Origin of the sequence: Abyssibacter sp., assembly GCF_964229365.1 — a bacterium.
Classification (GTDB): Bacteria; Pseudomonadota; Gammaproteobacteria; order Nevskiales; family OUC007; genus Abyssibacter.
Genome location: NZ_CAXRDQ010000064.1, coordinates 1 through 13,127 on the forward strand (window position 1 = coordinate 1; position 13,127 = coordinate 13,127).

Here is a 13,127-nt window from a genome sequence, read left to right on the forward strand (position 1 = left end):
GTCTACTACGTGTCGCTCAAGGGCGTGACCGGGTCGAACCGCCTGGATACGGACGAGGTGGCCAAGCGCGTGCGCCAGCTCAAGGCGCATATCAGCTTGCCGATTCTCGTTGGATTCGGGATACGCGATGCAGATACCGCGGCCATCGTCGCCGACACGGCTGATGGCGTCGTGATCGGCTCGGCACTGATCCAGGCGCTGGTCGACCGCGGTGAACGTCCCGCTGTCGACGTGGCACGAAACTTTCTTGCACCGATACGCGCGGCAATGGATGCTGGCGCGCAGACCTCAGGGAACGCAGCATGAGCTGGTTGGAGAAACTGATGCCGTCCCAGGCCACCGGCCGGGATCGCAAACGCAATGTACCGGAAGGCTTGTGGGTCAAATGCGACAAGTGTCAGGCGGCGCTTTATCGTGCCGAACTGGAACGCAGCCTGGACGTCTGTCCGAAATGTGACGCGCACCGGCCTATCGCCGCACGCCGACGAATCGATCTGCTACTGGACCCCGATGGCCGTGAGGAGTTGGCGAGCGGTCTGGAAGCGACTGATCCGCTCAAGTTCAAGGACACCAAGCGCTATCGCGACCGTCTGGTCGCGGCGCAAAAGAGTTCGGCTGAAAAGGACGCCCTGGTCGTCATCAAGGGCACGCTGAACGGGGTTCCTGTCGTCGTCGCCGCATTTGATTTCAATTTCATGGCCGGCTCCATGGGCAGCGTGGTCGGCGAGAAATTCGTCCGGGCCGTCGATGCCTGCCTGGCCGAGGACCGTGCCTTGGTCTGTTTCACCGCCAGCGGCGGTGCGCGCATGCAAGAGGCCTTGTTCTCGCTGCTGCAAATGGCCAAGACCAGTGCTGCGCTGGCCCGGCTGGCCGAGCGTGGCTTGCCCTATATCTCGATCATGACCCATCCCACCACCGGTGGCGTGTCCGCGAGTCTGGCCATGCTGGGCGATATCAATGCCGCGGAACCCGGCGCCCTGATCGGTTTCGCCGGACCCCGGGTGATCGAACAAACAGTGCGACAAACGCTGCCCGAGGGTTTCCAACGCGCCGAGTTCCTGTTGGAGCATGGCCATATCGACATGATCATCGACCGCCGTGAAATGCGTGAGCGTCTGCATCGTCTGCTGTCGATCCTGATGCAGCGGCCGGCCGCCTGAGCGGAATGAGCCCGGCGCCTGATCCGGCGCTAACCGCTTGGCTGGAGCGCCTTAACGCGCTGGACCCGACCCGCATCGAGTTGGGGCTGGAACGGGTCCGGCTCGTCGCCCAGTCGCTGGGCATTCTGTCGCCGCCGGCCCGCGTGCTCACCGTCGCCGGCACCAACGGCAAGGGCAGCACGGTCGCGTTGGCCGAAGCGGTGGCGCTGGCGGCCGGGTTGCGGGTCGCCTGCTATACCTCGCCGCATATCCTGCGTTTCAACGAGCGACTGCGCATCAATGGTGTGGAGGCGAGCGATACCGACATCGTCGCCGGCCTGGATGCCGTGGAGGCCGCCCGTGGAGCGGTGCCGCTGACCTATTTCGAGTTCATCACCCTGGCGGCGCTGTGGCATATCAGCCAGCTGGATCTGGACCTCTGGATTCTGGAGATCGGTCTGGGCGGACGTCTGGATGTGGTCAATGTGATCGACGCCGATGTTGCCGTGATCACATCCATAGGGCTGGATCACCAGGATTGGCTTGGCGACAGTCGTGATGCGATTGCCCTGGAGAAGGCGGGCATTCTTCGACCTGGGCGTCCGGTGGTGGTTGGCGAACTCGATCCACCGTCGGCGCTGACCGACCGCCTCAACCGGCACGACGGACCAGTGGTTCGGGCCGGCTCCGACGCGCTTCGATGGACCGGTGATGGTCATGGCACCTGGCATCTGCAAGCGAACAATCGCAGGTGGGCTGATCTTCCAGTTCCCGGCATCGGAGGTGTCTGCGCCCAACAGAATGCCGCCGTGGCGATTGCCGCGCTCGGTCTGATCGGTGCCGGAGTACAGGAAGAGGCGCTGCGACAAGGCCTGTCCCATGCCCGCATCGTCGGACGGTTTCAGACGATTGGCAGCGCGCCGGCGGTCATTGTGGATACCGCTCACAATCCGCAGGCGGCCGAAATGCTTGCGCGGTCGCTCGTGCAGCGCATCGGAGCTGGCGCGCTGCATGGTGTGTTGTCCATGCTGGCAGACAAGGATGTCAGCGCGACCGTCGAGGCGTTTCTGCAGCGGGTGGAGCCGGTCGGGCCGGTCCACTGGTATTTCGCGGATTCGACGGGGCCGCGAGGGCTCCGGGCTGAGCAGCTTCGAGCACGATCAGGGCAGCACGGAGCCTGCTACGCCGGTGTTCCAGAGGCCCTGGACGCCGCGCGCATGGCGGCCGGCGCTGCCGGGCGTGTCGTATGCTTCGGCTCCTTCCTGACTGTTGAAGCAGCGCTTCGCCATATCCATGACTAATGCTCTCAAGGCCAGATTGCTGGGCGCCGCCGTGTTGGTTGGCGTGGCGCTGTTGGTACTCGGCGCGCTACTCGGCGGCCCCAAGGAGCGCGCGGCACCGGCGGGCAACGTGATCATCGTGCAGCCGGGGCTGGAAAAACCGCCGGCGCTGGCACAGCGGCAAACGCCCACGCCGCGCGATGAGCCCGCCGAAGTGTCGGACTCGCAGCGCACGGCGCAGGCGCAACGGGCGGAGTCGCGGGTCGCGGACACCCCGGCAGCGGTCGAGACGTCCAGACCCAAGCCGCCGACTAAGCCAACCACCAAACCGCGGCCATCAAGCGATCCGGCTCCGCAGCGCACTGAACCCGCGAAGGCAGCTGAGTCGCCTGCTGCGACAAGCTCGAGCAAGACCGAGCCAACCGCGCCGGCAAAGAACGACCTCTATGCGCAAATCGCCGGTACCGCGCCAGCGCGCGAGACCAAGGCCGACGAGCCTGCCACGACCAAACCAGCGCCGAGCAAGCCAGCGCCGAGCACGGCGAAACCGGCGGCGCCGGCGGATCCGGCGGCAGGCTGGCGCGTCCGCGTGGCCTCATACGGTGACCGGAGCAATGCCGAGCGAACGGCCGCCCGGCTACGTGATGGTGATTTTCAGACCCAGCTCGAACCGGTGCAGGTCGGCGGCAAGACCTATACCCGCCTTTATGTGGGGCCGTACGCGACGGAGCGGGGGGCGCGTGCTGCGCAGAGCAGTCTCAAGACCAAGATCGGCGAATCGGGGCAACTCATCGCGCCGAAGTGATCGGCCCGCGGTCGCCGATTCCGCATTCGGCCCACGGCGGATTGTTGCTACACTATGACACCGTCGTCGGCGCCGCCGACAGGCTTCGCGAATTGCCGTTTCGGACCGGACCATGTGCCTCCACACCTTCGATCGCTGCAATGCATCCTTGTGGTCACAGTTCCAGCCCGGTTGATCGCTTGCGTCCTCTCGTAGCATCGTCGCGCGGCTGATCTGCCATGGTCTGGGTCGACTATCTCATTCTGGCCATCGTCGCAGTATCGGCGGTGATCAGCCTGTTTCGGGGCTTCATCAAGGAAGCCTGTTCGCTGACGACCTGGATCGTGGCGTTCTGGGTATCGATCCGGTTCGCATCCACCGTCGCGAGCCTGTTCGAACCGTATATTTCGGCGCCCTCGGCCCGTTTGGGGCTTGGGTATGTCCTTTTATTCCTGCTGGTCTTGATTCTCGGCGCGATCGGCACACATTTCCTGACTGAACTGGTCAAGAAAACCTATTTCGCCGGCACTGATCGAATGGTTGGCGTGTTGTTTGGCATCGCCCGCGGCCTGATTCTGGTCACTGTGCTGGTCATGGCCGCGCAAATCTTTACGCCGGTGCAGCAGGATCCGTGGTGGCAGGCTTCGGCTTTTCTTCATCATTTTGAAGAGATGGCGGACTGGGTCCGGGGCTTTTTGCCGGACGATTGGTCGCAGACCGTGATCGAGCGTGCGGTCACGGAACAAAGTGGCGAGTAACGACGCCACAGGTTTGATTTAAACGGACACAAGTTATGTGCGGAATTGCCGGAATCGTGTCTCACCAGCCCGTGAATCAGGAGCTGTACGACGCCCTGACCGTGCTGCAGCATCGCGGGCAGGACGCTGCCGGCATCATGACCGATGCCGACGGGCGGCTTTATCTCCGCAAGGAGAACGGACTGGTTCGCGATGTGTTTTCACAGGCACACATGGAATCCCTGGTCGGCAACATGGGCATCGCCCATGTGCGGTATCCCACGGCCGGCTGCGACTCCAGCGCCGAGGCGCAGCCGTTCTACGTGAATTCGCCGTTTGGTGTCGCACTGGCGCATAACGGTAACCTCACCAATGCCGACCTGCTTAAACGCGAGCTGTTCATCCAGGACCGCCGGCACATCAACACCGATTCCGACTCCGAAATCCTGCTGAACATCTTTGCCCACGAGTTGATGGAACGGGACAAGCTGCGGCTGACCGCCGAGGATGTGTTCGAGTCGATCTCGCGCGTCCATGAGCGCTGCCGCGGCGCCTATGCGGCCGTGGCGATGATCAGCGGTGTGGGCATGGTCGGTTTTCGCGATCCGCATGGCATCCGTCCCGTGGTGTACGGCAAGCGCGAAACGCCCGAGGGCACGGACTTCATCATCGCCTCGGAAAGCGTGGCGCTGGACAGCCTGGGCTTTGAACTCATTGGCGATATCCAGCCGGGGCAGGCGGTGTTCATCTCCACCGATGGCCTGATCGCCACACGCCAATGCGCGCCGGCGGCGACCTACGCCACCTGCATTTTCGAGTACGTGTACCTCGCGCGGCCGGATTCGGTGATCGACGACGTCTACGTTTACAAGGCCCGCCTGCGCATGGGTGCGACGCTGGCCGACAAGATCCGGCGTGACTGGGGTGAGCATGACATTGACGTGGTGATCCCGATTCCGGACACCAGCCGCACAGCAGCCGTGCAGCTGGCCAACGATCTGGATGTGCCGTACCGCGAAGGGTTTATCAAGAACCGCTACATCGGGCGCACCTTCATCATGCCGGGGCAGGCGCAGCGTCGGAAATCGGTGCGGCAGAAGCTCAATCCGATTGATTTGGAGTTTCGCGGCAAGAACGTGCTGCTGGTGGACGATTCCATCGTGCGGGGCACGACATCGCGCGAGATCATCCAGATGGCGCGCGATGCCGGCGCCGAGAAGGTTGATGTCGCCTCGGCCGCGCCGCCGGTGCGCGACCCCAATGTCTACGGCCTCGACATGCCGGCGGCCAGCGAACTGGTGGCCCATGGCCGCAGCCACGAAGAGCTGGAGCGCCTGCTGGGCGCCGACCGGCTGATCTACCAGGATCTCAACGACCTGATCGAGGCCGTCCGTGTGGGCAATCCGCACCTGAAGGACTTTGACACCTCGGTGTTCGACGGGCGGTATCCGACGCAGGACGTCGATGCGGACTACCTGAACCAGCTCGAGTTGTTCCGCAGCGACGCCGCCAAGGATGCGCGCCGCCGGATCGGCCAGCCGGTGATCGAGATTCACAACACCGCGTAAGCATAGGCGGCGCCGGTGACGCCGGCGCCGCGTTACGGCATGCTGCGCAGCCCATGGCGACCCGCTTGAAACGATGAGCGACCCAAGCAGACCTACCGATCCCGACCCCACGTGGGGTACAGCGACTCTGGGCGTGCGTGCGGGGGAGATGCGCTCGGAGTTTGGTGAGCATTCGGCCGCGATTCACGCCACCTCCAGTTTTGTATTCGACAGCGCCGAGGCGGCAGCCCGCCGGTTTTCTGGTGACGAGCCGGGCCTGATCTACTCGCGGTTCACCAACCCCACGGTGCAGGGTTTCGAGCGCAAGCTGGCGGCCATGGAAGGGGGCGATACCGCGGTCGCGACGGCCTCCGGTATGAGCGCGATTCTGGCGCTGTTGCTGGCGACATTGCGCACGGGCGATCACTTGGTCGCGGCGCAGGGCTTGTTTGGCTCCACCACGGGGCTGCTGAACAACATCATCGGTCGTTTCGGGGTGGAGACCAGCTATGTCGCCCCGGCCGACACCGATGGCTGGCGCGCGGCCGTGCGGCCGAACACGCGGCTGTTTCTGGCCGAGAGCCCGACCAACCCGCTGTGTGAGCTCACCGACATTCCGGCGCTGGCGGACATCGCCCGCGACGTGGGCGTGCTGCTGGCCATCGACAACTGCTTCTGTACGCCGGCCCTGCAAAAACCCCTGGATCTGGGTGCGCATCTGGTGCTGCATTCGGCGACCAAGTTCCTCGACGGCCAGGGGCGTGCCGTGGGTGGCGCAGTGGTTGGCGATGCCAAGATCGTCGGCGAAGACGTGTTCAGCGTATTGCGCACGGCGGGTCCCTGCATGAGCCCGTTCAATGCATGGATCTTCCTGAAGGGGCTGGAAACCCTTGCGGTTCGGATGCAGGCACATTGCGAGCGCGCCGAGCGCCTGGCCGCTTGGCTGGATGCGCATCCAGCCGTGGAGCGTGTGTACTACACCGGGTTGCCCGACCATCCCCAGCATGCCCTGGCCAATGCCCAGCAATCGGCGCATGGCGCGATCGTCGCCTTTGATCTGCGGGGCGGTCAGGCGGCGGCGTTCAGGCTGATCAATGCGACGCGGCTGTTCTCCATCACCGCCAATCTCGGAGACACGCGGAGCACGATCACGCATCCGCCAACGACCACGCATTACCGTATCGGCCCCGAATTGCGCGCCAAGGCGGGCATCAACGACGGGCTGGTGCGGCTCTCGGTGGGGCTGGAAGATTCGGACGACCTGATCAAAGATCTAGACCGCGGTTTGCGATGAGCAGGGCCAGCCCGGTGCTGGCGGCGTATCTGGCGTCCGCACCCGCGGATAAGTGCCGGCTTGTGCTGGCGCTGCAAACCGCCGGAGTCGACGACGTGCAGACGACGATGCCCGCACAGCCGGGCCGGCCGGCTGCCCCGCAGCTGCTCCATCCGTCCAAGGTGCGTAAGCGCAAGCTCGGGTCTGCAGCGGGTCGGGCTGCCCTGGTCCACGCCGTCGCCCACATCGAGTTCAATGCGATCAATCTGGCCCTGGATGCCGTGCTGCGATTTGCCGGCATGCCCGCCGAGTACTACGACGACTGGCTGAGTGTGGCGCAGGACGAGGCGCGACATTTCATGCGGCTGGCCGGGCGGTTGGCCGAACTAGGCATCGCTTATGGCGACCTGCCTGCGCACAACGGGCTATGGGAGATGGCGGAAAAGACCGCTGGCGATGCCATGCACCGCATGGCGCTGGTTCCGCGCGTGCGGGAAGCCCGCGGACTGGAGGTGACGCCGGGCATGATCGAGCGGCTGCTGGATGCCGGTGACGATGCCACCGTCGAGCACCTGCGGGTGATTCTCGCCGAGGAGGAACGCCACGTCGAAATCGGTTCCCGCTGGTTTCGCTATCTTTGTGACCGCCAGGGCGTCGACGCCGCCGCGACATTTCCGCGCCTGCTGGACCACTACGGCGTGGCCGCTGCGCGCGGGCCGATCAATCGACCTGCGCGTCTGCGTGCGGGGTTCACCGATCAGGAACTCGATGCGATACGCGCCTAGCGCATGGTCTGACCGGCTTGGCCTGGGGCGCGAACATGGATTGCCGAGCCGGATCGGGGCGCCTGCATAGCGCGTCTGATCTCCATGGCCTAGTTCGTTAGCGCAGTGGTCGGCGAGTCTTCGATGGCGGACAGGGGCACGACAGGCAATGCGACCGACGACGGTTGCAGGGTGGTGCTGTCGATACGCAGCACACCAACCAGCTGATCCAGCAAATCCGTGACGGGCGGCAGGCCATGCGGAAAATCGCTGGCGCCGATGGCCACGCGCAGGCTGTGGCCTTGCTTGATCACGAAACTGGACGGAAAGACTTCGATCTGTGCCAGTACCGCTTCGCCTGGTGTCAGCGGCGCGACTGAATCCTCGGTAAACGGGTGCCATGGCTGGATCGATTGGCCGTCCAGCGTACGCGACTTGCTGACGTCGACCTCGCGCAGCGACAGCGTGAGCGTGCCGTTGGTGATCTCCGTGGAGGTTCCGCCGGGGCTTACATCGGTGATGCGTACGGCGAGGCTGCCGTCCGTGCCGGCGACGGAGGCAACCCATAGATCGGCCTGGATCGGGCCGTTGACGTAATAGTCCTCGGTCATCGGTGCCGTCGTGTACGTCACCGCGCCGAGCAGCGGAATCTCATTGAGATTGTTCTGACCCTGGAAGCAGGGCAGCGGCACCAGTTCCAGCACGCCGGCGGTCCACTGCGACGAGCTGATTGAGCAAATTCCCTGCACCGGGTATTGCGCGGTGTAGTTGGGGGCTTCTTCCAGCGTCGGCAAATCGGCGGTTAGGGTCTGGTCGCCGCGCAGATACCAGCGTTCCAGGCGGGCTTCGGGGTGCGGCCAGTCGGTGGCGCGCAGGTACCGTTCTTCGCCGTACGCATATTGCGTGACGTTGGGGACGGTCTCGGCGTCGTTATCCATATCGCGCAGATACTTGTCGAACCAGAGCAGGGCGATGTGGTTGATGTCGGGCACGCCGTCGGCAGGCAGGCCAGCGCCGGATGAGGCATCCAGATGGGTCCAGGGGCCGATCAGCAGCTTGCTGGTCGCGTTGCGCTTGATCACGTCGTAGAGCATGGGCTCGCCACGCTGGAAGAGGTCGTGAAGTCCGCCGATGACAAAGGTGGGCACCTGAATCCGGTCCGCGACTTCGATGGGTGAGCGCGTCCGCCAGAACGCGCTGTCGTAGTTCTGCCCGCCCGTCCCCAGGACGGATTGGGCGATGATCGGCAGGTCGTAACTCAGGGTGCCAATCAAATGATCGGTGAGCGTGGACAGCGCTTCCGGCGATGGGTGAGCGGGAATCAGCCCCAGCCCCGTGACCAGACCAATCCAGAGAGGGATGAAGCCGACGTTGACCTGCCCACCCGCGAACACGATGTCGCGGTAGGCATCACCCATCGGCACGATAGCGAAGATCGCCTCGTGGGCCGGGTGCTGCCAGGCACCGGTGTAGATCTGGGTGATTCCCATGAACGATGGACCCCAGGTGCCGATCCGGCCATTGCTCCATGGCTGTTCGACGATCCAGTCGAGCACTTCCTTGTAGTCCAGCTGCTCGCGTTCGCTGAAGATCTCCCAGGTGCCTTGTGACGTTCCGGTACCGCGCACATCCACCGTTACATGAGCGTAGCCGTGTTCGACCAGAAAGGCATTGAACGCGAACCCTTCGACATAACCACTGGCGCTCTTGTTGTAGCCGGTCTGGGTCAGGATGACCGGGAGCGCGGAGGAGGCCGCATTGCCGTCGGCATCGGCCGGCAGCATCACCTGTGCGGACAGTTTTACCCCGTCGCTCATGGTGATGTATTCGGCCGGCAGCCGGGTGGTGTTCTCGAATTCGGGCTGCCGCTGGTAATCGAACCATTCGGCCGAGACAGCAGGATTGTCGCTGCCACCCGTCGGGGCGGACGCCGCGTCATCGCCACCGGAACATCCGGTTAATGCGGCTGCGAACAGGGCGAACGGAATGCTGGCGAACCAGCCTGAGCGGATTGCGGTCATGTCTGCCTCCAGTGTTGGATCGACGCGCTTTGGCGTCTGCCCGATCGAGCGCCGGGCTGTTAGCGCATCAGCATGCAATAGATTGCATCATCACGGCATTGGCCGAGAAGCAGCGATCACCCTCAGAAAATACCAAGGACCGGCTAGTGGCGCCGCCGGCTGCTTGTTCAGGTGGCCGCCGGTGCCTCAATCGGCAGCGAGCGGATGGTGCCGTCTGCCGCCAGCGTAATCACCGAGCCACCGGTCTCGACGCTCCAGTCTTCCAGCACATAGCGTTCAAGCACCTGCTTTCTGCGGCCGATACGGTGAATCGCCGGCCGGTGCGTATGCCCATGGAAGATTCGCTGCACCTGTTCGGTTCGGGCGGCTGCATACAGCGCTTTGGCATCGACATCGGTGATGTTCAGCGCCTTCATGGGCGTGCCACCACGGCTGCGCTTGCGCAGGCGGTCGGCGATGCGTTCGCGCCAGCGTTGGGGCATGCCGTAATAGGCACGTTGCACGGCGACGCTGCGCACGATGCTGCGATACGTCTGATAACCGCGATCCTGCGTGCAGAAGCGGTCGCCATGTGTGAGTAGCGTGGGCACGCCGGCCAGTTCCCCGACCCAGGGATCGCTCAGCAGCGTGACGCCGGTGGCCTCCGCGAACACCCGGCCGAGCAGAAAATCCCGATTGCCGTGCATCACGTAAATTGTCACACCAGCCTGGGTTGCGGCGGCGATGGCGTCCACGGCCTCGGCATGTTCAGGCATGGACAAATCATCGCCGAGCCACACGTTGAACAGATCGCCAAGAATGTAAATCGCGTCCGCGTCTCTCGCCGGACCGGCGAGGTATTCGACAAAGCGCCGGGTGAGTCCGTCACCCGGCGCCAGATGCAGGTCAGAGAGTAGGTGGATCACTCAGGCTCGACGATGCGCACCGATTCGATCACGACCAGCGGTTGCGGAACGTCCGAGCGGAACGGTCCCTGTGCGCCGGTGGGCAGCTCGGCAATCTTGTCGACCACGTCCATGCCCTCGACCACCTTGCCGAACACCGTGTAGCCGTAGCCGAACGAGGTTTCGCTGCGGAAATCCAGACGACCGTTGTCGCCGTGGTTGATGAAGAACTGTGCCGTGGCCGAATGCGGGTCGTTCGTCCGCGCCATGGCGACTGAGCCACGGACGTTCGAAAGGCCGTTGTTGGCTTCGTTCTTGATCGGGTCACGCGTGTCTTTGCGCTGCAGCGATTCGGTGTAACCGCCGCCCTGGACCATGAAACCCTCGATGACCCGGTGGAACACCGTGCCGTCGAAGTAGCCGTCGTTCGCGTATTCAACAAAGTTGGCCACGGAGACAGGCGCCTTGTCGGCATTGAGTTCCAGCACGATCGGGCCTTCGGAGGTCTGCATGTCCACGCGGACCATGTCGGCGGTGGCAACGGCGGAAGTGGTCATCAGTAAGAGTCCAGTCAGTAGTGTTTTGCGAGTCAACATGTAGGTCCATGTCTGTGCGAAGTGATTCCGTGCGCATGATAGTCGGCGAGCGCGATAAAACCGACCCTTGGCCGATTTCGGAACATCGTCCCACCGCTCTTGTCTTCATAAATGCGGGGGGACAAAAACTGCAATGCACATGGAGGTACACCAATGGCCAGCTCTGATGCCGACCTGAAAACCGTGAAGGACGATCTCAACCAGCTACGCGCGGATGTCCGTTCGCTCGCGGAAACCATGCAGACCACGGCCAAGGACCGTGCTGCAAGCGCGAAGACCCGCGTGAAGGAAGGTGTGGACCAAGGCAAGGATCAGCTTATGGCCGCCGAGCAGAAGGCCGAACAGCAGATCGCCGCCCACCCGCTGCAAAGCGTTGGCATCGCGTTCGGCGCGGGGTTTCTGATCGGCCGACTCGCCGGGCGATAGCATCGTGCTGCTTGAGCGCGCCCGGCGCGCCACGCGCTGGGGCGCGTTCTCGTTATTGCTATGGGCGCTGTTCGGCGCGTGGCTTAGCGTGGCGATCTACTACGGGCTGCGCATCTATCTGCCCGACGTGATCGCTGCGGCCGGCGTCTCGATCATCGCATTGCTGATCTACGGTCTTGCGTCGACCTGGCGCGGCCATCGGCAACGCAAGAAACAGCGGGAGGCGCAGACACCGCCTTCCATGCCGTCGGAGATGATCGAAATCCTCGAACGCTGGACCGCCGAGCAGCCCTGGTTGGCGGTCGGCATTGCCGCAGGTGCTGGCTGGATGACCGCGCGCAGCGACGGCGACCCGGAGAAGACGATGCACCAGCTGCTGGACGTGCTGCGCGGGATGGAGGCGGCGCGGCAGGCACAAGCCGGGGCCCAATGACCCGGCGTTAGATTGTCAGGCGATTGCCGACCTTGAGTCTGCCGGGTCGGCATGGCGCTCTCGGTTGCCCGCGCGTTCCACGGCCTCAATTGCATCGTCCAGCACCTCCAGCCCGGCGCCGGTGCGGTGTGCACCTTCTGACAAGACCCGTCTGAAATTCCGGCCGCCAGGCTGCCCGTGGAACAGCCCCAGGACAGGCCGGATCAAGCGCGCCATTGACGTGCCGGTGGCAAGCTCCTGGGCGATATGGCTTCGATACCCCGCCAGTGCATCCAGCCGGGTGATCGGCCGGCTGCCGGTGCCGAACAAGCGGCTGTCGACCTCGCTGAGCAGATACGGTCGCTGGTAGGCCGCGCGCCCCAGCATCACGCCGTCCACGTGGCCCAGATGCTCCTCGCTCTGGGCGAGATCCTCGATGCCGCCGTTGATCGCGATTGTCAGCGCCGGGCGCGCCTGCTTGACGCGATAGACGAAATCGTAGCGAAGCGGGGGAATGTCGCGGTTTTCCTTGGGTGAAAGACCATCGAGCCACGCCTTGCGAGCATGCACGGTGAACACCTCGCAGCCTGCAGCGGCCACGGTATCGATGAACCGCTCGAATGGCTCGTAGGCATCCTGCCGGTCGATGCCAACCCGGGTTTTCACCGTCACCGGAATCGTCACCGCCGCCTGCATCGCGGCCACACAGTCGCCCACCAAGCCCGGCTCCGCCATCAGACAGGCGCCGAAACGGCCGTTCTGCACCCGGTCCGACGGACAGCCGACATTCAGATTGACCTCGTCGTAACCCCAGTCCTGCGCGAGCTTCGCACAGTGGGCAAGCGCCGCCGGATCGCTACCGCCGAGTTGCAGCGCGACCGGGTGCTCCGACTCTCCGTAAGCAAGATGCCGCTCCACATCGCCATGGATTAGCGCGCCCGTCGTCACCATCTCGGTGTAGAGCAGCGCGTGGCCAGAAAGGATGCGGTGGAAGGCCCGGCAATGGCGGTCCGTCCAGTCCAGCCTCGGTGCGACGCTGAAGCGCCACTGGCGGGAATTTGAAGAATTACTCGACAAAACAGTTGCTTATCCTGGTTTCTTGTCCTCCATAGGACACGCGTTTTTGTGCATTTAGAGGTATTATAGAGACGGTGGTGCACAAAAAAGTGCACAACGAGTGAGCGTTGTGCACCGGAATTGGAGGAAGAATGGCGACCATAACTAAGTGGAAGAATGCGAACGGGACGATGTCATATCGGGCCCT

General features: G+C 63.8%; 14 protein-coding genes. 10 read left to right on the top strand and 4 right to left on the bottom strand.

The window, feature by feature from the left end; genetic code table 11:
• The 8 genes from ACE1EY_RS10375 to ACE1EY_RS10410 form a co-directional block, all read left to right on the top strand.
• Positions 1–306: tryptophan synthase subunit alpha (locus tag ACE1EY_RS10375; RefSeq protein WP_370300135.1), on the top strand; the 306-nt coding region annotated here is incomplete at its 5' end.
• The gene (accD, locus tag ACE1EY_RS10380; RefSeq protein ID WP_291512867.1) at positions 303–1,160 is read left to right on the top strand and encodes an acetyl-CoA carboxylase, carboxyltransferase subunit beta; all 858 of its coding nucleotides are present in this window, start codon (positions 303–305) and stop codon (positions 1,158–1,160) included. The genes ACE1EY_RS10375 and accD, both read left to right, overlap by 4 nt.
• Before the next feature lie 5 nt (positions 1,161–1,165).
• Positions 1,166–2,440 (top strand): bifunctional tetrahydrofolate synthase/dihydrofolate synthase, encoded by a 1,275-nt coding sequence (gene folC / locus ACE1EY_RS10385; protein ID WP_291512866.1) that lies wholly within the window; start codon positions 1,166–1,168, stop codon positions 2,438–2,440.
• A complete protein-coding gene (locus tag ACE1EY_RS10390) occupies positions 2,433–3,224 on the top strand; it encodes an SPOR domain-containing protein (RefSeq protein WP_291512865.1) in 792 nt (263 codons plus the stop codon). The genes folC and ACE1EY_RS10390 overlap by 8 nt, the downstream gene beginning before the upstream one ends.
• Before the next feature lie 218 nt (positions 3,225–3,442).
• Positions 3,443–3,961 (top strand): CvpA family protein, encoded by a 519-nt coding sequence (locus ACE1EY_RS10395; RefSeq protein ID WP_291512864.1) that lies wholly within the window; start codon positions 3,443–3,445, stop codon positions 3,959–3,961.
• 35 nt (positions 3,962–3,996) lie between these two features.
• On the top strand, positions 3,997–5,508 hold the full coding sequence (purF, locus tag ACE1EY_RS10400) for an amidophosphoribosyltransferase (RefSeq protein WP_370300136.1): 1,512 nt from the start codon (positions 3,997–3,999) through the stop codon (positions 5,506–5,508).
• A gap of 73 nt (positions 5,509–5,581) precedes the next feature.
• A complete protein-coding gene (locus ACE1EY_RS10405; protein WP_291512862.1) occupies positions 5,582–6,781 on the top strand; it encodes an O-succinylhomoserine sulfhydrylase in 1,200 nt (399 codons plus the stop codon).
• The gene (locus ACE1EY_RS10410; RefSeq protein ID WP_370300137.1) at positions 6,778–7,545 is read left to right on the top strand and encodes a ferritin-like domain-containing protein; all 768 of its coding nucleotides are present in this window, start codon (positions 6,778–6,780) and stop codon (positions 7,543–7,545) included. The genes ACE1EY_RS10405 and ACE1EY_RS10410 overlap by 4 nt, the downstream gene beginning before the upstream one ends.
• 89 nt (positions 7,546–7,634) lie before the next feature.
• Here the strand turns inward: ACE1EY_RS10410 and ACE1EY_RS10415 are convergent, their stop codons facing one another.
• The 3 genes from ACE1EY_RS10415 to ACE1EY_RS10425 all read right to left on the bottom strand — a co-directional run bounded on the left by ACE1EY_RS10415 (position 7,635) and on the right by ACE1EY_RS10425 (position 10,986).
• Positions 7,635–9,545: a CocE/NonD family hydrolase gene (locus ACE1EY_RS10415; RefSeq protein ID WP_291512860.1), complete on the bottom strand. Its 1,911-nt coding sequence runs from the start codon at positions 9,543–9,545 to the stop codon at positions 7,635–7,637.
• A gap of 167 nt (positions 9,546–9,712) precedes the next feature.
• Positions 9,713–10,450, bottom strand: coding sequence for a UDP-2,3-diacylglucosamine diphosphatase (locus ACE1EY_RS10420; protein WP_291512859.1), 738 nt, complete (start codon positions 10,448–10,450; stop codon positions 9,713–9,715).
• Positions 10,447–10,986, bottom strand: a complete 540-nt coding sequence (locus tag ACE1EY_RS10425) for a peptidylprolyl isomerase (RefSeq protein WP_370300138.1) — start codon at positions 10,984–10,986, stop codon at positions 10,447–10,449. The genes ACE1EY_RS10420 and ACE1EY_RS10425 overlap by 4 nt, the downstream gene beginning before the upstream one ends.
• A gap of 192 nt (positions 10,987–11,178) precedes the next feature.
• On the opposite strand from ACE1EY_RS10425, the gene ACE1EY_RS10430 reads away from it, so the two are divergent.
• Both ACE1EY_RS10430 and ACE1EY_RS10435 read left to right on the top strand, forming a co-directional pair.
• Positions 11,179–11,451, top strand: a complete 273-nt coding sequence (locus tag ACE1EY_RS10430) for a hypothetical protein (RefSeq protein ID WP_291512858.1) — start codon at positions 11,179–11,181, stop codon at positions 11,449–11,451.
• Between the two features lie 4 nt (positions 11,452–11,455).
• The gene (locus ACE1EY_RS10435) at positions 11,456–11,884 is read left to right on the top strand and encodes a hypothetical protein (RefSeq protein WP_370300139.1); all 429 of its coding nucleotides are present in this window, start codon (positions 11,456–11,458) and stop codon (positions 11,882–11,884) included.
• Between the two features lie 15 nt (positions 11,885–11,899).
• Here ACE1EY_RS10435 and dusA read toward each other — a convergent pair whose 3' ends face one another.
• Positions 11,900–12,940, bottom strand: coding sequence for a tRNA dihydrouridine(20/20a) synthase DusA (gene dusA, locus ACE1EY_RS10440; RefSeq protein WP_370300140.1), 1,041 nt, complete (start codon positions 12,938–12,940; stop codon positions 11,900–11,902).
• Positions 12,941–13,127 lie beyond the last annotated feature (187 nt).